Source organism: Acinetobacter sp. GW821-FHT01C12 (genome assembly GCF_059422625.1).
In genome coordinates this window covers 567,661-588,868 of the sequence record NZ_JBWKXD010000002.1, presented here as the reverse complement: position 1 = coordinate 588,868, position 21,208 = coordinate 567,661, and the positions used below count along the sequence as shown (strand labels likewise).

Annotated in this window: 21 protein-coding genes; 17 read left to right on the top strand and 4 right to left on the bottom strand. The window is 42.2% G+C overall.

The annotated features are described in order from the left end of the window. Nucleotides 1-35: 35 nt before the first annotated feature. Complete coding sequence (locus AC07WY_RS08255; protein ID WP_494736119.1) at nt 36-773, top strand: PA1136 family autoinducer-binding transcriptional regulator; 738 nt, start codon at nt 36-38, stop codon at nt 771-773. A 232-nt stretch (nt 774-1,005) separates the two neighbouring features. On the opposite strand, the gene AC07WY_RS08250 is transcribed toward AC07WY_RS08255, so the two are convergent. Beyond that, nucleotides 1,006-1,821 carry an IclR family transcriptional regulator gene (locus AC07WY_RS08250; protein WP_315074445.1) on the bottom strand — a complete coding sequence of 272 codons (816 nt, stop codon included), beginning with the start codon at nt 1,819-1,821 and terminating at the stop codon, nt 1,006-1,008. A gap of 258 nt (nt 1,822-2,079) precedes the next feature. On the opposite strand from AC07WY_RS08250, the gene AC07WY_RS08245 reads away from it, so the two are divergent. From AC07WY_RS08245 to AC07WY_RS08180, 14 genes are all read left to right on the top strand, one after another. After that, nucleotides 2,080-2,385, top strand: a complete 306-nt coding sequence (locus AC07WY_RS08245; protein WP_419335182.1) for a non-heme iron oxygenase ferredoxin subunit — start codon at nt 2,080-2,082, stop codon at nt 2,383-2,385. 25 nt (nt 2,386-2,410) lie between these two features. Next, nucleotides 2,411-2,710, top strand: a complete 300-nt coding sequence (locus tag AC07WY_RS08240) for a recombinase-like helix-turn-helix domain-containing protein (protein WP_004823462.1) — start codon at nt 2,411-2,413, stop codon at nt 2,708-2,710. Nucleotides 2,711-2,727: 17 nt separating this feature from the next. After that, nucleotides 2,728-3,795 carry a Rieske 2Fe-2S domain-containing protein gene (locus AC07WY_RS08235; RefSeq protein WP_419335184.1) on the top strand — a complete coding sequence of 356 codons (1,068 nt, stop codon included), beginning with the start codon at nt 2,728-2,730 and terminating at the stop codon, nt 3,793-3,795. After that, nucleotides 3,788-4,552 (top strand): SDR family oxidoreductase, encoded by a 765-nt coding sequence (locus tag AC07WY_RS08230; protein WP_494736118.1) that lies wholly within the window; start codon nt 3,788-3,790, stop codon nt 4,550-4,552. Before AC07WY_RS08235 ends, AC07WY_RS08230 begins: the two co-directional genes overlap by 8 nt. 11 nt (nt 4,553-4,563) lie before the next feature. Further along, nucleotides 4,564-5,496 carry a VOC family protein gene (locus AC07WY_RS08225; RefSeq protein WP_419335187.1) on the top strand — a complete coding sequence of 311 codons (933 nt, stop codon included), beginning with the start codon at nt 4,564-4,566 and terminating at the stop codon, nt 5,494-5,496. Between the two features lie 25 nt (nt 5,497-5,521). Next, complete coding sequence (locus AC07WY_RS08220; RefSeq protein ID WP_494736117.1) at nt 5,522-6,733, top strand: NAD(P)/FAD-dependent oxidoreductase; 1,212 nt, start codon at nt 5,522-5,524, stop codon at nt 6,731-6,733. Nucleotides 6,734-6,773: 40 nt separating this feature from the next. Next, the gene (locus AC07WY_RS08215; RefSeq protein ID WP_004717622.1) at nt 6,774-7,997 is read left to right on the top strand and encodes an MFS transporter; all 1,224 of its coding nucleotides are present in this window, start codon (nt 6,774-6,776) and stop codon (nt 7,995-7,997) included. A gap of 24 nt (nt 7,998-8,021) precedes the next feature. After that, entirely contained in the window at nt 8,022-8,543 is a 522-nt protein-coding gene (locus tag AC07WY_RS08210) for a cupin domain-containing protein (protein ID WP_004717620.1), read from the top strand. Nucleotides 8,544-8,585: 42 nt separating this feature from the next. Continuing rightward, nucleotides 8,586-9,398, top strand: coding sequence for an alpha/beta fold hydrolase (locus AC07WY_RS08205; RefSeq protein WP_494736116.1), 813 nt, complete (start codon nt 8,586-8,588; stop codon nt 9,396-9,398). Between the two features lie 20 nt (nt 9,399-9,418). Further along, nucleotides 9,419-10,213 (top strand): SDR family oxidoreductase, encoded by a 795-nt coding sequence (locus tag AC07WY_RS08200; RefSeq protein ID WP_494736115.1) that lies wholly within the window; start codon nt 9,419-9,421, stop codon nt 10,211-10,213. A 9-nt stretch (nt 10,214-10,222) separates the two neighbouring features. Next, nucleotides 10,223-11,014 carry an aspartate dehydrogenase gene (locus tag AC07WY_RS08195; protein WP_004717614.1) on the top strand — a complete coding sequence of 264 codons (792 nt, stop codon included), beginning with the start codon at nt 10,223-10,225 and terminating at the stop codon, nt 11,012-11,014. A gap of 12 nt (nt 11,015-11,026) precedes the next feature. After that, nucleotides 11,027-12,493 carry an aldehyde dehydrogenase gene (locus tag AC07WY_RS08190; RefSeq protein ID WP_419335194.1) on the top strand — a complete coding sequence of 489 codons (1,467 nt, stop codon included), beginning with the start codon at nt 11,027-11,029 and terminating at the stop codon, nt 12,491-12,493. Nucleotides 12,494-12,531: 38 nt separating this feature from the next. Next, entirely contained in the window at nt 12,532-14,172 is a 1,641-nt protein-coding gene (locus AC07WY_RS08185; protein WP_419335195.1) for a thiamine pyrophosphate-binding protein, read from the top strand. 144 nt (nt 14,173-14,316) lie between these two features. Further along, nucleotides 14,317-15,510, top strand: a complete 1,194-nt coding sequence (locus tag AC07WY_RS08180; protein WP_419335196.1) for a hypothetical protein — start codon at nt 14,317-14,319, stop codon at nt 15,508-15,510. A 202-nt stretch (nt 15,511-15,712) separates the two neighbouring features. Here AC07WY_RS08180 and AC07WY_RS08175 read toward each other — a convergent pair whose 3' ends face one another. Together AC07WY_RS08175 and AC07WY_RS08170 are read right to left on the bottom strand one after the other, a co-directional pair. Further along, a complete protein-coding gene (locus AC07WY_RS08175) occupies nt 15,713-16,597 on the bottom strand; it encodes a dihydrodipicolinate synthase family protein (protein ID WP_034615826.1) in 885 nt (294 codons plus the stop codon). 5 nt (nt 16,598-16,602) lie between these two features. After that, the gene (locus tag AC07WY_RS08170; protein ID WP_004717605.1) at nt 16,603-17,385 is read right to left on the bottom strand and encodes an aldolase; all 783 of its coding nucleotides are present in this window, start codon (nt 17,383-17,385) and stop codon (nt 16,603-16,605) included. 109 nt (nt 17,386-17,494) lie between these two features. Between AC07WY_RS08170 and pdxR (AC07WY_RS08165) the strand changes: the two genes are divergently transcribed. Next, complete coding sequence (gene pdxR / locus AC07WY_RS08165) at nt 17,495-18,925, top strand: MocR-like pyridoxine biosynthesis transcription factor PdxR (RefSeq protein ID WP_494736114.1); 1,431 nt, start codon at nt 17,495-17,497, stop codon at nt 18,923-18,925. A gap of 101 nt (nt 18,926-19,026) precedes the next feature. Here pdxR (AC07WY_RS08165) and AC07WY_RS08160 read toward each other — a convergent pair whose 3' ends face one another. Then, nucleotides 19,027-19,482, bottom strand: coding sequence for a GNAT family N-acetyltransferase (locus AC07WY_RS08160; RefSeq protein ID WP_004717600.1), 456 nt, complete (start codon nt 19,480-19,482; stop codon nt 19,027-19,029). 108 nt (nt 19,483-19,590) lie between these two features. Between AC07WY_RS08160 and pdxR (AC07WY_RS08155) the strand changes: the two genes are divergently transcribed. Continuing rightward, nucleotides 19,591-21,069 carry a MocR-like pyridoxine biosynthesis transcription factor PdxR gene (pdxR, locus tag AC07WY_RS08155; protein WP_151956915.1) on the top strand — a complete coding sequence of 493 codons (1,479 nt, stop codon included), beginning with the start codon at nt 19,591-19,593 and terminating at the stop codon, nt 21,067-21,069. Nucleotides 21,070-21,208: the final 139 nt, after the last annotated feature.

Sequence of the window (21,208 nt, the reverse complement as noted above, 5' to 3'; positions counted from 1 at the left end):
GTTTTAAGCGTTCAGTTTAGTGAGAAGACGGCTTTATGAGACTTGCAAGCAATCAACTGGCCGATTTATTGTTTCAGACCGTTCACCAATTGAGACAAGCGCGTGACCTCGAAAGTCTATTTAAAATTTTGGTGGGATTTGCTGCTCAGCTAAATTTTGATCGGATTATTGTATGTAGTGTTTCACCTCAAAACCAACATGAATGGATTGATGAAGTTTTCTTTGTGCATGGCAATTGGGTTGATCGCAGCAATATCGAAGAGCGTGAAGTATATTTACGCCGCTGCCCAATCACCAAGCATATTTTTGAATACGATGAAGCCTTTTTTTGGGCAAAGAGCTCGCAGAAAAAAACTGCAAAAGAAACCTATCGGATTATCAAAAGCCCTCTACATCTTGGTGAGGTCAATGGAATACAAGTGCCCGTATTTGGTCGAACAGGTTTAGAAGGTGCAATTTCATTTGCGGGTGAAATTTCGGATATGGGTGCTGATTTTAAACTCACAGTACAGATGGTTTGTAATATTGCCTTTGGTGAAATTCTACATAAACAAAAGCATAGAATTGCGCATAAAAAAATACTGACCAAACGTGAAAAAGAAGTTTTAAAATGGGCAGCAGTGGGTCAAAAGCATTTTGAGATTGCCGACATTTTAAAAATTTCAGAGAGAACTGTTGAAAATCATTTACGCAGTATAAGAAAGCGCTTAGGAGTAAAATCTACTGCTCAAGCAATTGCTTCTGCCATCATCAGTAGAGAAATTGAATTATAAAGCAGCCCAATGTTTGCGACTTTTAAACATTCAGGTTTAGTCAAAAGCGCAGCGGTTCTTTTAAGAAACATAGCGTGAGCATTGAGGTTTTAAGCCCCACTCCCAAAAAAGAAATAAAATAATAATGATCGCCAAATAAAAACCAGGAAGATTTTTAATTTGGCGTGTATATCTAGAAAGTTTGGTTTGTATTCACGATGCCGAAATTGAAGCGATGAGATTTTATCAATGCTTAAAAATAAATAAATTTTGAAATTTTATCAGCATACTCAACCACATTTTGAGAAATCTCACCTCTAAATAAATCTTCTGTATAGGTGCTGAGTGGGCAACTTACAGATAATACAGCAGCAATTTCTTGAGTTGCCTGACTATAAATCGGTGCAGCACTGGCAGCCATATCAGTATTAAAATGCCCCCAACTGATCATAAAATCCTGACTGCGGACATAGTTTAAACGTTCTAATAAGCTTGCCAGATCACGTGGCGTACGATCAGAATAGACTTTCCAATCGGTAAAATGTTCATAGCGTTTAATTACTTCAGCCTCAGAAAGGCGAGATAAAATTAATTGTCCAATTACGGTGGCATGGGCATGCCAACGTGTACCAATATGCACATTACTGGTAAATGAACCAATAGATTGGGCATTGCTGATAAAGACAATATCGGTGCCTTCTAAAATCGAAAGATGCACAGCGATTTTAATTTTATCGCGTAATTCACGCATGATGGGGCTAGCCAGATCAGTCAGCGATGATTTCGATAAGCTGTTAAAACCAAGTTCCATCACGTTGCTGTTCAGCGCATAAGTCTTTTGCGACATTTTTCTTAAATAACCACAAAACTCTAAAGTGTGGATTAAACGAAAAGCACTCGAACGGTTTACATCTAATTTTTCTGCGATTTCAGAAATGGTCATTTCCTGATGCTGTTGATCAAATAATTTTAAAATAGCTAAGCCACGCACCAAACCCGGTACTAAATAACGCTCATCATTATTGGGTTCAGCATTTTGCTCCAAGAGAGCATCATTTATTAAGTTCATTGCCAAGTTGCCCTGTGTTTATTTTGCAATTCCTGCACATGGAATACCACTATAGTAATCATCAATTTTTCTAATCTCAATGTTTATATATAAAACATTTTTTTGATTAAGAAACATCTAAAATTATAACTTTTTATTAATTCATTGAAAAACATAAAAATATAGTATTTGACAAGCAAAATGATCAAAGCTTATGCTATTCATTATGTTTTAAATGCTAAATTAAGTTTTATATATAAAACAAATAAGGATGCAAAAATGAGTTGGATCTCAGTTTGTCAGCAAGATGACATTACCGAAGACGAGCCGAAAGCCATAGAAGTCGAGGGTAAGAAAATTGGTGTTTTTTTTATCGATGACAATTATTTTGCGATCGAGAATGTTTGCCCACATGCCTTTGCGTTGCTAACAGAAGGTTTTATTGAAGATCAAACCGTGGAATGCCCATTACATGAGGCAATTTTTGATATTCAAACAGGTGAGCTAAAAAGTGGACCGGGATGTCGTAATTTGTGTACTTATCCCGTACGTGTTGAAGGGCAGGACGTTCAAATTCAACTATAAGTCTTATTTATAAGGATGGAATCTCATGAAAACATTTAATGAGAAGCTAGCGAACTGGATTCATGCCACGCCAGCGACCGAAGCAGGGATTAACAATATTCAAATACCAGGACAGCCAGAGCTTTTGGTTTGGCAAACACGTTATAAAGTGCCAACAGTCTATGAGCAGGATTTTGTTCAACATTTAATTCAAGCCTTTTCTTCAGGCGTAACAGAACTTACTGATTTGGTTCAATCTTTAAATCAACAAGGTTTTCGTTGCGAGTCTGGTGAACTTTGGACTTCTGAAACATTTTCTGAAGAAATGCAACGTTTAGGTTATTGATTCAAGGAAGAACAGTGATGAATGCAGCAGTAACAGTGACTCCGAGTGTTGAGGAGTATTTAGATTTAGGTTTGCGTGATCAATGGCATCCTGTACTGGCAAGTTGGGAAGTCGCAGCCAATCCTGTGGGTATAACCCGTTTAGGTGAAAATATCGTGGTTTGGCGTGATGACCAAGGTCAGGTGCATGCTTTAGAAGATCGTTGTCCCCACCGTGGTGCGCGTCTTTCTTTAGGCTGGAACTTAGGTAATCGCGTGGCATGTTGGTATCACGGCGTTGAAGTTCGCCATGATGGCAAGGTTGAAGATGTACCCGCAGTACATGAATGCCCAATGAAAGGCACAACCTGTGTGAAAAGCTACCCAGTGATTGAACAACATGGTGCAATTTTCCTGTGGTTTGGCATTGATCCAAATGAAGTCGCTCAGCCGCTTGATTTTCCTGAGCAATTGGCGAGTGGGGAGTGGAGTTCATTCCTATGCCAAGCGGATTGGAAGGTCAATCATCAATATGCGATTGATAATGTGATGGATCCAATGCATGGCACCTATTTGCATTGTACTTCGCACTCAATGGCGGACGGTGAACGTACCGCAGAAATGAAACACCGCTCAACAGAAAATGGTTTTGTCTTTGAAAAAGAAGGGCAAACAGGGGTCAATTTTGACTGGGTTGAATATGCCAATACCGGTGCAAGTTGGTTGCGTCTTTCGATTCCTTATCGTAAAGATTTTGGTCCAGGTGGTGAGTTTTGGATTGTGGGTTATGCCACACCGATTGATGCTCAAAATACCCGTGTTTTCTTCTGGCGTTGTCGTAAAGTCAGTGGTTGGCAACGTAATGTCTGGCGTTTTCTTTATCGCAATCATTTAGAAAAACTGCATTGGGATGTCTTGGAACAAGATCGAATTATTTTAGAAAATCTTGCGCCAAATGCACGTCGACATGAATTCCTCTATCAACATGATGTCGGTTTATCGCGCTTACGCCGTTTAATGAAAAAAGAAGCGGAAAAGCAGTTAAAGAAAATTGCGAGCTTGAATAGCTCAAACCGTATTGAAATGCAGGAACAAGTTCATGGTTAATGTCGCATTGCTGCAGGGCAAAAAAGTCTTCGTTACAGGCGCAGCAAGAGGCTTGGGACGAGACTTTGCACAGGCCATTGCCGAAGCAGGTGCTCAAGTGGTCATGGCGGATATCTTGACAGATCTTGTGCAACAAGAAGCAGTAGTATTGCAGGCACAGGGTTTACTGGTGACTGCGGTCACGATTGACTTGGCTGATGCTGATTCGATTCAACAGGCTGTTCAGCAAGCAGCTGAACATTTAGCTGGAATAGATGGTTTGGTGAATTGCGCTGCACTTGCGACCAATGTGGGTGGTAAAAGCTTGATGGATTATGACGCCGATCTATGGGATCGCGTCATGAACATCAATGTCAAAGGGACGTGGTTGGTCACCAAAGCATGTGTGCCATATCTCAAGCAGTCTGATGCAGGCAAGGTAATTAATGTGGCATCGGATACGGCTTTATGGGGCGCACCTAACTTGATGGCTTATGTTGCAAGTAAAGGTGCTTTGCTGGCAATGACCCGTTCGATGGCCAGAGAGTTAGGGCCATTTAATATCTGTATCAATACGCTTTCTCCAGGATTGACACTGGTTGAAGCAACAGAATATGTACCGCAAGAACGTCATGATTTATATGTAAATGGTCGTGCGATTCAACGTCAGCAGTTACCACAGGATCTGAACGGAACAGCACTTTATTTACTTTCGGATTTGTCCTCATTTGTGACTGGACAGAATATTCCCGTAAATGGTGGTTTTGTCTTTAATTAAGGAATTGTTTCATGATTACAGGGATCGAGATTTTAAAGTTTGGCGTTGAGGATCGGGCTGCTTCAAATAAATTTTTGGCAGATTTTGGTTTAAAGCCAAGCCAATCAGATATTGAGGGTACAGATCTTTATCAAACCCAGAACGGCAGTAAAATTTATTTATTTGATTGTGATGACCCGCGTCTACCACAGGCCATCGAGTCAGGTTCAACTTTACGTGAAGTGACTTGGGGCTTGGATGATGCAGCACAGGATTTGGCTGATTTAGCGACTCGCCTGAAAGATGTAGATGGTTATCAAGCTACGGCTGACATGCTGCAATGCTTAGACCCAAATGGGATGACCATTCGCTTTCAAGCCAGCTTTACCCAAGAGTTACCTGCGTTAAAAACTGAAGGGATTAATCAATACGGCAGTATCACTCGTGTCAATGCAGCCAGTCCAGTGTATGAAAAAGGGCAACCTATTGCGATTGGACATGTGGTGTTCTTTACCCCAGATTTAGAAAAAACAGAATCGTTCTATATCGAAAAGCTCGGTTTCTTCTTATCGGATGCTTATCGTAATCGTGGTGCTTTTTTACGTTGTCGTGGCAAAGGCTATCATCATGATTTGTTCTTGCTTTCAGTACCCAATAAACCTGCTGGACTCAATCATGTTGCCTTTGTGGTGCGTGATATTCATGAAGTGATTGGCGGTGGCTTAAACATGAACCGTTCTGAATGGTCTACTTTTATTGGTCCGGGTCGTCATCCAATTTCTTCGGCTTACTTTTGGTATGTCAACTCACCTTTGGGTGGTGCATTTGAATACTACACCAATGATGATTATTTGACGGAAGAATGGCAACCACGTGTTGAAGAACATTGTTTAGAACTCTTTACTGAGTGGGCGGTTGAAGGTGGTTTAGATGACCACACTCGTCGCCAAGTCAAACCTGTATAAGCAGTTGGAACAGGGAGATTAAGCTATGCAAAGAATTGTCATTGTTGGCGCAGGACAAGCTGCGGGTTGGGCAGTAAGCACACTCCGTCAACATGGATTTCTAGGTGAAATTCATGTGGTATCCAATGAGGAACGGGTATTTTACGAACGCCCACCGCTGTCAAAACAAGTCCTCTCCAAAGAAGCCAGTTATGACAGTTTGCATCTGTTCTCTGCTGAACAGATGCAAGATTTTAATATCGAGTGGCACAAGCCTGCTGTGGCAACACAAGTGGATCGCCAACAAAAACATGTGGTTTTAGAAAGTGGTCAAGTTTTGCCTTATGACAAATTATTGATTGCGACTGGAAGTCGAGCACGTGTACCAGTCAATACATGGCAGTTTATTCCCAATGTGGTGACTTTACGGAATGTACAAGACTGTGAACGTTTAGCCGAAATCTTACAACATACGCAAAAGTTAGCAGTAATTGGTGGTGGTTGGATCGGCTTGGAAATTGCAGCAACGGCACGGAAACAAGGCAAACAAGTGCATGTTTTTGAATACGGTGATCGACTTTGTGCACGTAGTGTTAGCCCTGATGTGTCTGAATTTTTGCAAAATATGCATCAACAACAAGGTACTCAGATCCATTTAAATAGTAAAAATGTGCATTTGATTGAAGCAGGTCAACAGCAAGTTGAAGTGGTGAATCATCCAAATACCAGTGAACTGTTTGATTGTGTGGTGGTGGGTGCGGGTGCAGATATTGCCAAAGAGCTGGGTGTGAGTGCGGGTTTAGACGTTAAGGATGGCATTGTCGTCAATGGTTTTGGACAAACTTCAGACCAAGACATTTATGCCGCAGGTGATGTGGCGATACATCCAAGTTTGGGCTATTGCATTCAGTCTTGGGCCAATGCGCAAAATCAAGCCATTGCCGCTGCAAAGTCGATGTTAGGTATGGATACGCAATATCTGGATATTCCTTGGTTATGGTCAGACCAGTATCACTACAATATTCAGATTTTAGGGACTTACCAACCTGAAAAAACCAAGCAGATTGTGCTACGTCAAAACGCAGCAGATCAGTGCAGTTATCTTTATCTGGATGAGCAAAACTGTTTGATCAACATGATTGCGATCAATGACTCAAAACTGGTCAAACTGGCAAAGCGCTGGATGCAATCCAATACCGTGTTAGACCCCAAATTATTAGCAGACCCTGAATTTAATGTAATGAAATTAAAACCGTAAACATTAAATCCGGTTCATGACTCAATCGAAGGAATGAAATATGAGTAATGAAGAGAAAAGTGGATTGAAGCATTGGGTTCCTGCTTTTGTCCTGATGATCTGTGTCGTTCTGGCATTTTTCGACAAAATTAGTATCGCAGTCTTGTTTGCGGATCCGCACTTTCAGGGCGCGATGGGGATTGCCCAAGACAAAGCAAAGCTTGGATGGTTAATGACCAGCTTTTTATTGGCTTATGGCTTTTCCTCTGTGTTTTTAAGCTTCTTAGGCGATATTTTTAGCCCTAAAAAAATGCTGTTTTGGAGCGTCTTATCTTGGGGGATACTCATGTTCTGTATGGGTTTTACCACCAACTATACAGGGATGTTGATTCTCCGCGTTCTGCTTGGATTAGCTGAAGGCCCATTATTTGCCTTGGCTTATACCATCGTGAAACAAACCTATACAGATCGTCAGCAAGCACGTGCTTCCACCATGTTTTTGTTGGGTACACCGATCGGTGCCTTCTTGGGTTTTCCAATTACAGCGGCTGTTCTCGCAAACCATGATTGGCATACCACCTTCTTTGTGATGGCTGGTTTAACTGTAATTGCACTGATTGCGATTGTGTTTGGCTTACGTAATTTACAACTCAAGAAAACCATTGAGCTGGAATCGACCAGTAAACGTGTCAATTTTAAAGGGCATATCCATAACACCAAAGTGCTATTACAGAACGGTTCATTTTGGTTGGTGTGTATTTTTAATATTGCACTGATGACTTATCTGTGGGGATTAAACAGTTGGGTTCCATCCTACCTGATTCAAGACAAGGGCTTTAACCTTAAAGAGTTTGGTATTTATTCAAGTTTCCCATTTATCGCCATGTTGATTGGTGAAGTGATTGGTGCATTTCTTTCTGACAAGTTAGGTCGTCGTGCCATTCAGGTATTCAGTGGCTTACTGGTGGCCGGCATCTTTATGTATGTCATGGTCATTATGACAGATCCAATTTTAGTGATTGTTGCAATGTCTCTCAGCGCAATGGCTTGGGGCTTTGGTGTCGCAGCAATATTTGCACTACTTGCTCGTGTGACCACTGCTGATGTGGGCGCGACTGCGGGTGGGATTTTTAATGGACTGGGTAATTTTGCCAGTGCAATTGCACCCGTTCTGATCGGTTACATCGTGATGCAAACCCACAGTTTTAATTTAGGAATTACCTTCTTAGCAGCAGTTGCTGTGATTGGATCGTTCTTCTTGGTTCCTTTACTAAAACGTTATTAATTCAAGATATCTAGGAGTTAAAACATGACTACTCAACAATTCGAATCATGGTCACAGCCTGAAGGTACAAGCTTACAAGATTGGTTAAATACACGTATCGCACGTTTTGAAACACGTAAATATGATTTTGATGCCTTGAAGTTCCAAGCGGACTATGACCCAAAATATCGCCGTGCCCAAATGCGCTATATGGGTACGGGTGCAACAGGTGTAGTCAATGATGGCAACACTGTTCCAGCAGAAAACTTCACTTTTTCAACCATGGTTTTACCTCCGCAGTGCGAAGGGCCTTTGCATATTCATCATGATGTTGAGGAAGTGTTTTTTATGTTGCGTGGTGAGATTGACCTGTTTATCGAACATAACGGCGAAAAATTTCAAACCAAACTTAAAGAGCGTGATCTGATTTCAATTCCACCTGGAATTTACCGTGGCTTGTTTAATCCGGGTCAGGAAGATGCCTTGATGTGTGTGATGTTAGGTGCGGGTAAACCGACTATTCCGAACTATCCACCAGAACATCCATTGTCGCAAATCAAACGTTGATTGAATCGACAAAACCCAGCCCTACAGCAAAGGAATCCAGCCATGACATTGCTTGATCGATTAGCCAAATATCCAGTCAAAACCATTGTAGTGGATGGTCAAGTACACGCCTATCGTGAGGCAGGTCAAGGCCAGCCTTTGATTTTGCTACACGGGATTAGTTCGGGTTCTGCTTCATGGATCAACCAACTTGATGTACTGAGTCAGTCTTTTCGTGTGATTGCTTGGGATGCACCGGGTTATGGCTTATCAGAAGGTTTAAATACAGCGCAACCGAATGCAGAAGATTATGCACAACGTTTGTTGGGTTTAATCGACGCTTTGGCAATTCCGCAAGCCATTCTGGTTGGTCATTCCCTCGGGGCTTTACAAGCCAGTGCTTTTGCTCATCTTTATCCTGAACGTGTACAGACTTTGCTGATTGCCAATGTGGCACAAGGTTATCAACGTTCAGATGAGAAAAGCAAAACACAGGTTTATCAAAAACGACCAATGCTGTTGAAAAGCTTAGGTCATGCAGGCATGGCGGCAAGTCGTGGACCGCATTTAATTTATAAACAAGATGCTCAAGCTTTGGCTTTGGTCACAGCGGTGATGCAGGATTTGACCTTAGACGGTTTTACCCATGCATCGTATTTGCTGGCCTATGACGAAATTAGAAATTATTTAACAGATATTCGTGTTCCTTGCGTCGTGATTGCAGGCGATCAGGATCAAATTACACCTGCACAAGGTATCCAAGACCTTGCCGCAGAAATGCAATTGAGCCGATGTCATCTGATTACAGATGCAGGTCATCTGAGTTATGTCGATCAACCACAACAGTTTAACGACATCATTTTATCGGCGTGTTAAGACTCAAACGAGAGAAAAATATGAGCTTCCAAGTTGAAGGAAAAGTAGCAGTAGTAACAGGTGGCTCGTCAGGCATTGGTTTGGCTGCTGTCGAAATTTTAGTTGCAGAAGGTGCCAAAGTGGCATGGTGTGGTCGGGATGAACAGCGTCTAGCAGAATCAAAAAATTATATTTTGGAAAAGTATCCGCAAGCCCATATTTTTACTCAAGCCTGTAATGTTTTAGACAAACAAGATGTAAAACGCTTTGCACAACAGGTCAATCAAAATTTAGGCAATGTAGACATGTTGATCAATAACGCAGGTCAAGGGCGTGTATCCAATTTTGAAGACACTCAAGATGAAGATTGGATGAAAGAAATTGAATTGAAGTATTTCAGTGTCTTGCATCCTGTCCGTGCATTTTTAGATGATTTAAAACAGTCGGCCTGTGGATCAATCACCAATGTCAATTCCTTACTGGCCTTGCAACCTGAACCACACATGATCGCGACTTCATCGGCACGCGCCGCTTTGCTGAATTTAACTCATTCCTTAGCGCATGAATTCAGCCAATATGGGATTCGGGTGAATTCAATTTTATTGGGCATGGTGGAGTCAGCACAGTGGAAACGCCGTTTTGAAACACGTTCAGATAGCCAAGTGCCATGGGAACAGTGGACAGGCAATATTGCAAAAAACCGTGGTATTCCAATGCAACGTCTAGGTAAACCTGAAGAACCAGCACGCGCTTTAGTGTTCTTGGCTTCACCATTGGCATCCTATACCACTGGTTCAGCCTTGGATGTCTCTGGTGGATTTAACAAACATTTATAAGGTGTGCCCATGAAACAGTTGATGATGATTGGTTTCGGTGCAATGGCAGCAGAAGTGTACGCACATATGCCACAAGATTTACAGCTTAAATGGATTGTGGTGCCTGCACGCAGTGTTGAAAAAGTACAGGCACAAGTATCCGCTCAGGTACAGGTGATTAGTTCGATTGATCAATGCCTTGGCACACCTGATTATGTGATCGAAGTGGCAGGCCAAGCGGCGGTAAAAGAACATGCCCAAAAGGTGTTAGAGAAAGGATGGACTATTGGTCTGATTTCAGTGGGAACCTTAGCCGATAGCGAATTTTTCTCTCAACTGAAACAGACTGCGGAACAACACGATGCCCATCTACATCTTTTAGCGGGTGCGATTGCGGGGATCGATGGTATCTCTGCGGCAAAAGAAGGTGGTTTGGAAAAGGTCACCTATAAAGGCTGTAAAAGTCCGAAGAGTTGGCGTGGCAGTTATGCTGAACAATTGGTTGATCTCGATCAGGTCAGTGAAGCTATGGTTTTTTTTCGTGGTACAGCCAGAGAAGCAGCACTGAAGTTTCCAGCCAATGCCAATGTTGCAGCAACCATTGCACTCGCAGGTTTAGGCATGGATGAAACCATGGTTGAGCTTACGGTTGATCCAAAAACCAATAAAAACAAGCACACCATTGTGGCAGAAGGCGTGTTTGGTGAAATGACCATTGAATTGGTGGGTGTGCCTTTGGCAAGCAATCCCAAAACCTCAACTTTGGCTGCGCTTAGCGTGATTCGTGCATGTCGCAATAGCGTTGAAGCAATTCAGATTTAAAAGGATTTGATCATGGTAAAGGAAATTTATATCGCAGGTGAATGGCGATTAGGTAAAGGCGATACGATTCAAAGTCTGTTTCCAGCAGATCAATCTGTAAATGCTGAAATTTCTACAGCGAGTTTAGATGATGTCAATGAAGCAATTGAAAAAGCAGATTTGGCATGGCGACAAGCAGGCTGGCGCAATAGCATGCCACATGAACGTGCGCGTATTTTGTATAAAGTGGCAGAGATTATTGAAGCGCGTGTAGATGAGCTTGCAAAATTACAAACCCGTGATAATGGTAAGCCACTGGCTGAAACACGTGGTTTAGTGATGAGTGCAGCCGCTACAGCACGCTATGTTGCCGCAGCATGTGAAACGCTGAATGATGAACTCACCACACAACGTGCGGCTGACTTTATGACCATGAGTGTGCATGAACCTGTCGGTGTGGTGGCCGCGATTACACCGTGGAATTCACCGATTGCCAGTGAAGTTCAAAAACTTGCCCCTGCGATTGCTGCTGGAAATGCGGTGATCCTTAAACCGGCAGAGGCAACGTCTTTAATTGCCTTGGAACTCGCCAAAATCTTTGAACAAGCAGGACTGCCAAAAGGCTTACTCAGTGTTTTAGTGGGGCGTGGTTCTGTAATTGGTGATGCCATCGTAAAGCATCCTTTGGTCCGCAAAATTTCATTTACTGGCGGAACCACTACAGGGCGTCATTTGGCTCATCTTGCCGCAGATAAATTGATTACCACCTCATTAGAGCTTGGTGGAAAATCCCCTACGATTGTTATGCCTGATGCAGATATTGAATTGGCTGCTAAAGGTGTGGCTTATGGGATCTTTAGTTCCGCAGGACAAGCCTGTATTGCAGGTTCACGACTCTTCGTGCATCACAGTATTTACGATCAGTTCCTTAAGCGTTTGGTTGAAATTACCAAAGCTTTACGAGTGGGACATCCAGAAACAGCGGGTGTACATTTGGGCTCTTTAATTAATCCAAAGCATTTGGCTTCTGTCGATGCCTATGTGCAATTGGCCAAGCAAGAAGGTGGTCAAGTTGTAGTGGGTGGTCAAGCGCTGACGGATGGTGATTTGGCGAAAGGAAGTTATTACTTACCGACCATCATCACGGGCTTAAATAATACTGCACAAACCTGTCAGGAAGAGATTTTTGGTCCAGTCTTGGTGGTGATGAAGTATCACGATGAAGCCGATTTAATCATCCAAGCCAACGACAGTTGTTTTGGGCTTGCAGCAGGAATCTGGACTGAAAACTACCGTAAAGCTTGGCAAATTGCGCGGGCTTTGGAAGTCGGTACAGTCTGGATTAATACCTATAAAAAATTCTCTATTTCGGCACCGTTTGGTGGCTTTAAGGAAAGTGGTATCGGGCGTGAAAAAGGGCGTTTAGGTATTTTGTCTTATATGCAGCAAAAAAGTATTTATATGGGATTAAGCGAACAGCCAAATCCTTGGTGTGAATAATAAATTCATGGAATGAAAAAGTTTTTGAGGAATAAACAATGACAGAACGTGTAAATGTAGGCGAAGCAATCGCGCGTGTTTTAGAAGCACACCAAGTGGAAAGTATCTATGGGGTGATTTCGATTCATAACCTACCAATTGCAGATGCCGTAGGGCGTCGTGAAAAAATTCGTTTTGTGGCAGCGCGTGGCGAAGCAGGTGCAGTCACGATGGCAGATGGTCACTCACGCTTTAAAGGTTTAGGGGTTGCTTTGACCAGTACAGGTGCAGGTGCAGGCAATGCAGTAGGCTCATTGATTGAAGCGATGAATGCTGGGAGTCCTGTGTTGCATTTAACTGGGCAAGTTGAACGTGAATATCTTGATCGTGATGCCAGCTTTATCCATGAAACCAAAGATCAACTGACCTTCTTACGTGCTTCAAGCAAAGCTGCATTTCGTATTACCAGTCCAGACAATGCAGTGGGTGTAATTCGTGAAGCAATTCGTGTTGCAACCACAGTACCGATGGGGCCTGTAAGCGTTGAGCTCCCGATTGATGTGCAAGCTGCAGAAATTGACTTGCCATTGAATTTAGGCCCTGTCAAAGCGCTTGAATTACCGCAGGCTGAGCAAGTTGAAATTGATTTAATTGTTGAAGAAGTTAAAAAAGCCAAACGCCCCATCTTGTGGATTGGTGGCGGCACGTTAAATAGTGTTGATGAAGTGAAAGCCATTGCAGATCTTGGGATTCCTGTTGTTTCTTCGACTCATGCCCGTGGTGTGTTAGCGGATGAGCATCCACGCAGTTTAGGTGCATTCCATAACTCAGCAGGGGTTGAGCAACTGTTAAAACAGGCTGACTTATTGGTGGTGGTGGGCTCGCGTTTACGCAGCAATGAAACCAAAACCTATTCTGTGCAGTTCCCTGATAATCTGATTCAGATTGATGCCAATCCAGTGGCGCAGCAACGTAATTATAAAGTTCGTAACTTCATTTGTGCTGATGCCAAAGATGTATTACAACGTGTGCTCACAGGGCTAAGCGGTATCTCAAAAGTTGATGCAGATTATGATGCAGCGGTTGTTGCAGCAAAACAGTCCGCTATTGAGGCACTGCGTACTCAGCTGGATCAATATGCACTGATCTGTGATCACTTACGTGCGGCACTGCCACAAGACGGTATCTTTGTACGTGACATTACCATGTCAGGCAGTACTTGGGGCAGCCGACTATTTCCAGTACAAGCACCGAATCAAAATATTCACTCACTTGCTGGGGCAATTGGTCTAGGTTTAGCCACGGCAATTGGCGCTTCTATTGCCAATCCAGATAAAAAAGTGATTGGTCTCGTGGGCGATGGTGGTTTGATGCTCGGTATCGGTGAGATTGCCACCATGGCACAAGAAAATACCAACATGGTGCTGATGATCATGAACGATGGCGGTTATGGCGTAATGCGTGGTATTCAAAAGAATTACTTTGGTGGGCGTCAATATTTCAACGAATTGCATACCCCAGATTATAAAGTCTTAGGGGAAGCAATGGGAGTGAAAAGCTGGAAAGTGGGCAGTGCAGATGAGTTTAAAAGCGTGATTCAACAAGCAGTCGATTTTCAAGGGCCAAGTGTGATCGAATTGGATATGAATTCGATTGGACCACTGAACTTTGCAGGACCGCCGCAGAAAAAACTCTATTAAACCCAGTTGAACATTCGATGTTGGCATCGGATGTTCAGTAAATTCACCAGCAAATTTTTTTGCTCAAAATACAATAAAAACTATGTTTTATAGGTAAAACAAAAGTCCAACAGGATCGTTGGAACACAAGGGAAGGAAGCAATTATGAAAAAGACAGCTATCGCGATGCTACTTGCAGCAATGTATTTGGGTAGCACATCCAATGTTTTGGCGCAAAGCTCAGCATTAGAATGGAAAAGTGAAGATGAGACGGACTCTATAAAATTGGGTGGTGTGGTGCGATTAAACCAACGCTATGAAAATTGGGAAGGACCTAATGATGGCTTTGGCAAACTCTATTTTGATATTTTTAGAGTCGATGTCAAAGGTAAATTTGATGATGCCTATTTTAATGCAAGCTACTTGTTTCAAGACCAAGAGAAACGCTCGATCGAAAAAGCCTACGTGGGCTACAATTTAGATCAACAGAATAGTCTAGAAGCCGGCTTTGTATATAAACCTTTTGCGATTTATCCTTATCCGCAAAATGGTTGGACTTACCATATCCCATTCTTTTTGGGCTATGGCAATAACATTGCACCAGGTTTGAACTGGAATTTTCATAATCAGGACTGGGATGTAAAACTGGGCTATTACCCTGAAATGCTGGCAACCAATCTGCGCTATTCGCCCGAAAGTGCCACTTATGATGACCTAGCCGACAATGCATTTCCAAGTCAAAAAGCCTATCAAAATGAAAAGCGCCATCAATTCAATACGCGGATTGTGCGCAAGTTAGACACCAAAGTGGGTAAGCAGGAAGTCGGGGTATCGGGGGCAATTGCGCAATTGCATAATAAAACCACCGATAAAAATGGCCAATATTATGCAGTAGGGGTGCATAGCGATAACAATTACAAACGCTTTAATTTTCAAAGCTCTGTGATTCATTATCAATATGATGCAAAGAATCCTGATGGGGTCAATAATGATATGACTTTAATGGGGAATAACGGATTTACCCCTGCTTATTTTATTGCCTCTGAAGCGACAGTTGCCAGTTTAAATCTTGCCTATACCTTACCTATGCAAAATATGGGCAAACTCAAAGCGATCCGATTCTACAATGATTATAGTTATATGGATAAGAAACGTGATGATTGGTCAGATTCTCAAATGAATACCACTGGGATGATGTTTATTGCGTCACCCTTTTTGGTGTGGGCCGATTATACTTGGGGGAAAAATGCCAATATTATTGGTGGCGCAATGAATTCAACCGGTTTTAGCTCGACCGTTTCACCCTATAGTGACCAATGGTTGTATCGTATCAATTTAAACCTTGGATTTAGTTTTTAGAAAGCTGATTTGGGAATTGATTTGTTTGTTATGCCGATATTTGCTATGGCAATAACCGCTTTGTTGCACTTAGATTTAAACACCGCTGGATGACATTTACTTATCATTTGAGTATCTGTCAAAGCAGCGGATGGCTGTGTATGCAACAAAGCATGTTTATCGGATCAATTTTATAACTTCACAAGCACATACGACGATCCGTTTACGCTTGTTTTGCTAAGGCCATTAACGACTTTAATTGCTGAACTTCTAGTGGAGTGGCATGTTGTAACGGTTTTCTTGGTTCACCTACAGAAAAACCTAATTCATTTAAACCTGCTTTGACTGTTTTCGGTAGGCCGCCTTGTACAATAAAGCGCAACAAAGGCAATTGACGATAAAACAAGGCTTTGGCATGGTCTAAATCACCATCTTTGACTGCCTGATATAACTGACTTGGTAGTTGACCAAGTAAATTTGGCGCCACAGTACACCAGCCACTTGCACCTGCACAAAATGCCTCAAGCGCCAAAGGATTACAGCCATTATAAAAGGGCAACTGTCCTTGAGATAATTCATGAAATTTATGCATGCGCTGAATATCACCCGTACTGTCTTTAACCATGCAAATATTCTCAATTTCTTGAAACATTTTCACGATCAATTCTGGTGACATATCTACGCCACTGGTTGCAGGGTTGTTATAGACCATGATCGGCAGTTTGGTCGATGCAGCAATTTGCTGATAATAATCATAAATTTCTTGATCATTGAGTTTCCAGTAAGACACTGGGATCACCATAATTAGATCAGCGCCAAGCTCCTCGGCTTTTTGTGCTTTTTGAATCGCCATCGCCGTTGTGAGTTCAGAAATTCCCAACATGACCGGGACACGTTGATTAACGACTTCGATACTTTTTTGTGCGACTTGTTGCCATTCTTGCCAAGATAAATAAGCACTTTCACCAGCACTGCCCAATGGCACAATCGCATTACATTGTTGTTCCAGCAAAGCATTTAATGTGATGGTCAGTGCATCAACATCGACAGCTTGTGTGTCTGGGTGAAATGGTGTGATTGGGTATGCAATAATGCCTTCTAATTTCATTTTCATTACTCCTCGATACAGTCCGCATGATTTTTTAAAGCTTTACGCGCATAGTAGGCAAAATTGACATTATTACGCTTGTTGGTAGAGACCCAGTCGTGGGCTTCTTTTGCCAGTTCATGTGGGATAGGCTGAATTTGTCCAGCAGCCATTGCCAAAAGCTGAAGTCGGGCAGCGCGTTCAATTAAAATGGCTAAGTTGCAAGCCTCTTCAATGGTTTTACCTGCTACTAACTGACCATGATGTGATAGCAGTACTGCGCGGTTTTTACCTAAGGCTTCTGAGATAAAAATACCTTCTTCATTGCCGACAGGGACTCCCGGCCATTCTTCCACAAAAGAACAATCTTCATATAAAGCGCAGGTATCCATTTGTGCGATCGCTAAGGGCACACGGAGCATCGACAACGCTGCAATATGTGTTGGATGGGTATGGATAATGCAATTCACTTCAGGATGTTGTTTATAAATCCATGTATGAAAGCGATTTGCAGGATTTGCCATGCCTTGTTGATCAAGTGGCTTTAGATCTTCATCAACTTCCAATAAGTTTTGCGCGGTAATTTCATCAAAGCCGAGACCAAAACGCTGGGTGATAAAGCTATTGCCTTGCGTGGTACGACAAGTGATTTGTCCAGCTAAGCCAGCATCATGGCCGTGGTCAAATAAAATACGGCAGGTTAATGCCAACTTTTGTCGATCTGTGTAGTTTGAATCTTGAATAAATTGCTGCATATTTTGCTGTGCATTTTGCATCAATTGCTGTTTATCGAGTTGTGCCGTTTGCATAAATAAAACCTCTCGCTGAGTTGATTTTCACATCGCCTAAGTACAGAATAAAAATTCTGTGGATGGATTAAAATATCCAGTTTCTAAAACTTATATGGGCCAGAGAGTTATGCGTCAGCCTTGGAAAATTCGGCTACATTTAGAAGATCGTGAAGAAAAGACCCTTTTTTTAAAGTTGGCAAATCAGATTATTCAAGAGATTTTATCTGGCAGAATTACTCAGGCAACACGCTTGCCAGGTTCACGTACACTGGCGGATGAACTCGGGATTAACCGAAAAACCGTACAATCGGTATATGAAGATTTGGAGGCACAGGGTTGGCTGGTTTCAAAAGCTAGGCAAGGCACCTTTGTCTCTGAGAATTTACCTGACTTAAAAGCGCAGTCATCGCCTACACTCGAACAGGTCGATACCACAGCAGTTTTGCCAACTCCGGTGCTGATCAAAAATGATGGTGTGCCAGATAATCGGCTGATCCCGTATGAATTGTTTTCACGGGCTTATCGGCATGCATTGATTCAAGTAACACGTCATCAAACCATGGGATATGGAGATCCGCAGGGCAGTTTAGAACTTCGTCAAGCCTTATTAAAGATGTTGTCTATGGAGCGTTTTATACAGACCTCTATGGAAAACATTTGTGTGGTTCGTGGCAGTCAAATGGGGATTTTTCTAGCTGCGCGGGTTCTGGCTCAACATCAGTCTCAGCGTCATATTATTGTGGTAGAGCAATGGGCTTACCCACCTGCAGTGGAAACATTTCTGTCTAATCATTATCAAATTATTCGCGTGCGTTTGGATAAGCATGGTCTAGATACCAATCATTTAACTGAAATTTTGTCCAGCCATGCTGTTGCTGCGGTTTACACCACACCTCATCATCAATATCCAACGACAGTGACGATGTCTATGGATCGAAGATTAAAGCTGTTAGAGCTGTCTAAAGCCTTTGATTTTTATATTATTGAAGATGATTATGACCATGAGTTTCATTATGACAGCCGCCCCATTCCGCCGTTAATCAGCTTACCGGCAGCAGACAAAGTGATTCATATCGGGTCTTTGTCTAAAGTGTTTGCGCCCAGTTTAAGAATCGGTTATGTGGTGACCAATGTACAGATTATTCAGGCGATGAAACAAGACATTTTGCTGATCGATAAACAGGGCAATGCGATTACTGAATTGGCAATGGCTGAACTGATGCAGCAGGGTGAAATTAAGCGGCATATCCGTAAAATGCGTAAGATTTATCAGCAACGTAGAGATTTTGCTGTGAGGGCTTTTCAGCAGACTTTTGAGGAGTGGGTTGAAATAGCCCCACCCGCAGGCGGCATGGCGTTGTGGGTAAAGTTTAAGTTACCTTTTCAACAGCAGTTTTTAACGGTTTTAAAACAATTACATATTGATTCTGAATATGATTTTGGTTCGGAATGGCATCATTCTGATCACAGTTTCTATATTCGTTTTGGTTTTGCAGCACTGACCGAATTGGAAATCCGTCAAACTGTTGAAAAGTTGTATCAGGTTTTTGTGAGCTGATGATGCTCAAGAAACTTAGAAAGTATTTTGAATCTTGTTGAACTGACTTTAGATGGGTTTAAGCAAAAACCAGAAGCATTGTGTTTCTGGTTTTTTATGGATTAATTTAACGCCATACGATATTCAATGACCCCTGGTTTTTCAGCGATCCAGTCATAGAGTTTTTGCGCAGTTTGATTGCTTTGTTGAGTATGCCAATACAAGCGCGCGCAGGGTTGAACAATCGCTTGCTGTTGTACATATTCAATCAGGCGCTTGCCTACATGTTGACCTCTTGCCTGTGGAGAAACATATAAGTCTTCTAGATAGCAAAAGTTGGTCTCGGCCCATGTCGAGCGATGGATCACGTAATGTACAAAGCCGAGAACATGCTCAGCTTGTTTAGCAACAGCACAATAGATCGGTTCTTGATCATCAAAAAAACGTTGCCAAGTGGTTTGCGTAACAGTATTGGATAAAACCACTTTGTAAAAGTCTTGATAAGCCAGCCAATACTCCACCCATTGTTTATAGTCTTGTTGTGCAACAGGCACAATTTGAACCACTAAATTTTCCACAGGTATTCTCCAGTCATCGGGAAAGAAAGAGGAGAAATGAGTTTAAGTGTGATTGTGGTATTGAAATAAGATACACTTTGAGTATTTTTAACAGTACCAGTTTTACTTATGGCGACAGCAGCATCGGCTTATTTCCCCCATTTGATCTTGCCTAAAGGGGTGATTAAAGAGGGGTTATATAGCGTTTTACGTGATGCAATTTTGGATGGTCGCCTGGCTTCTGGAACCAAACTGCCCTCTAGTCGTGTCTTGGCGGAAATGATGTCGATTTCTAGAAATTCAGTCTTGGCTGCAATGGATCGTTTACTGGATGAAGGCTATGTTGTGACTAAGCCGAGCTCTGGTACTTATGTCGCAGAGCTCATTCCTGACCAATTAATTTCTATACAAGAGATAGCGACAGAATCTGCATCTGACATCTGTCACAAGCTAAATATTAATCCGCATATCGCGAATTTATTACCTGCTTGGCAGAAACAAAATGTATCTGGGCAGGGTGAAAAAATATTTCATGTCGGCGTTGGTTGTACCGATTTATTTCCCCATTCACTTTGGGGTAAATTATTGGGACGTGCTTGGCGGCAGTCTCATCAGCAATTGGGTCAGTTTCATGATTGTCGTGGCTATTTGCCTTTACGTCAGGCTATTTGTGATTATGTTCGTTCTACGCGGGGGCTAAAATGCGATGTACAACAAATTTTGATTGTAAATGGTACCCAACAAGCGATTCACCTTGCAGCTTATGCATTATTACAACCTTTGGATCAGATCTGTTTAGATGAGCCTGGCTATGATGCCGCTTTAAATATTTTTCGGAGTTTTGGCATCCAAGTTCATCCTGTATCAAGTGATCACGAAGGGATGAAAATTGCTGAGATTATTCAGCATTATTCCAAAAGTAAATTCATCTATACCGCACCCTCTCATCAGTTCCCTTTAGGTGGAACACTCAGTTTAAGTCGACGATTGGCCCTATTGGAATGGGCAGCGAGTCAGCAAAAATGGATTTTTGAAGATGATTATAACAGTGAGTTTAGATATGGAACGCACCCAATTCAAGCCTTACAGGGCTTAGACCAACAGCAAAGAGTGATCTATTCGGGTACTTTTTCTAAAATGATGTTTCCTGAGTTTCGACTTGGATTTATGGTGGTTCCAGAATCGCTGATAGAAACATTGAGTCTGGCAAAATATTATACCGATACGCGGAGTGCTTATTTAGAACAAGCGGCTTTGGCTTTGTTTATCAAAGAGGGGCATTATGCACGCCATGTACGTAAAGTGCGTAAAGCTTGCCAAGAACGTCAACAGGCATTAATTGCTGCGATTCAACAGTTTCTTGCAGATGTATTGACTGTTCAGCCAACCGACTCAGGGATTCATGTGATTTGTTGGCTAAAAGCCCCATGGACTGAGCAAAGCTTTATTGATCAGTGTCTTGCTATTAATCTGGCTGTTCAGCCTTTATCTCGCTACTGTCAACAGCCTTATGAAAAAGCTGCGGTATTGTTTGGCTATGCAGCGCATACTCCAGATGAGATTAGCATGAATATTCAGAAGCTGGCGCAACAGATCAAGCAGACCTAATACGGCTTCCTGTTTCATTTTCTATATTTCTTCATTTCCTATATAAAGCGCTAGCTGGTCTAGCTGTATAAGCATTGATGATAATTGTTGTATATCTGTTTATGTAATGTTATAACATAACAATAAATTACAATTCGGA

Coding starts and splice junctions, on each gene's coding strand:
- AC07WY_RS08255 (WP_494736119.1), top strand. CDS start 36: ATGAGACTTGCAAGCAATCAACTGGCCGATTTATTGTTTCAGACCGTT.
- AC07WY_RS08250 (WP_315074445.1), bottom strand. CDS start 1,821: ATGAACTTAATAAATGATGCTCTCTTGGAGCAAAATGCTGAACCCAAT.
- AC07WY_RS08245 (WP_419335182.1), top strand. CDS start 2,080: ATGAGTTGGATCTCAGTTTGTCAGCAAGATGACATTACCGAAGACGAG.
- AC07WY_RS08240 (WP_004823462.1), top strand. CDS start 2,411: ATGAAAACATTTAATGAGAAGCTAGCGAACTGGATTCATGCCACGCCA.
- AC07WY_RS08235 (WP_419335184.1), top strand. CDS start 2,728: ATGAATGCAGCAGTAACAGTGACTCCGAGTGTTGAGGAGTATTTAGAT.
- AC07WY_RS08230 (WP_494736118.1), top strand. CDS start 3,788: ATGGTTAATGTCGCATTGCTGCAGGGCAAAAAAGTCTTCGTTACAGGC.
- AC07WY_RS08225 (WP_419335187.1), top strand. CDS start 4,564: ATGATTACAGGGATCGAGATTTTAAAGTTTGGCGTTGAGGATCGGGCT.
- AC07WY_RS08220 (WP_494736117.1), top strand. CDS start 5,522: ATGCAAAGAATTGTCATTGTTGGCGCAGGACAAGCTGCGGGTTGGGCA.
- AC07WY_RS08215 (WP_004717622.1), top strand. CDS start 6,774: ATGAGTAATGAAGAGAAAAGTGGATTGAAGCATTGGGTTCCTGCTTTT.
- AC07WY_RS08210 (WP_004717620.1), top strand. CDS start 8,022: ATGACTACTCAACAATTCGAATCATGGTCACAGCCTGAAGGTACAAGC.
- AC07WY_RS08205 (WP_494736116.1), top strand. CDS start 8,586: ATGACATTGCTTGATCGATTAGCCAAATATCCAGTCAAAACCATTGTA.
- AC07WY_RS08200 (WP_494736115.1), top strand. CDS start 9,419: ATGAGCTTCCAAGTTGAAGGAAAAGTAGCAGTAGTAACAGGTGGCTCG.
- AC07WY_RS08195 (WP_004717614.1), top strand. CDS start 10,223: ATGAAACAGTTGATGATGATTGGTTTCGGTGCAATGGCAGCAGAAGTG.
- AC07WY_RS08190 (WP_419335194.1), top strand. CDS start 11,027: ATGGTAAAGGAAATTTATATCGCAGGTGAATGGCGATTAGGTAAAGGC.
- AC07WY_RS08185 (WP_419335195.1), top strand. CDS start 12,532: ATGACAGAACGTGTAAATGTAGGCGAAGCAATCGCGCGTGTTTTAGAA.
- AC07WY_RS08180 (WP_419335196.1), top strand. CDS start 14,317: ATGAAAAAGACAGCTATCGCGATGCTACTTGCAGCAATGTATTTGGGT.
- AC07WY_RS08175 (WP_034615826.1), bottom strand. CDS start 16,597: ATGAAATTAGAAGGCATTATTGCATACCCAATCACACCATTTCACCCA.
- AC07WY_RS08170 (WP_004717605.1), bottom strand. CDS start 17,385: ATGCAAACGGCACAACTCGATAAACAGCAATTGATGCAAAATGCACAG.
- pdxR (WP_494736114.1), top strand. CDS start 17,495: ATGCGTCAGCCTTGGAAAATTCGGCTACATTTAGAAGATCGTGAAGAA.
- pdxR (WP_151956915.1), top strand. CDS start 19,591: ATGGCGACAGCAGCATCGGCTTATTTCCCCCATTTGATCTTGCCTAAA.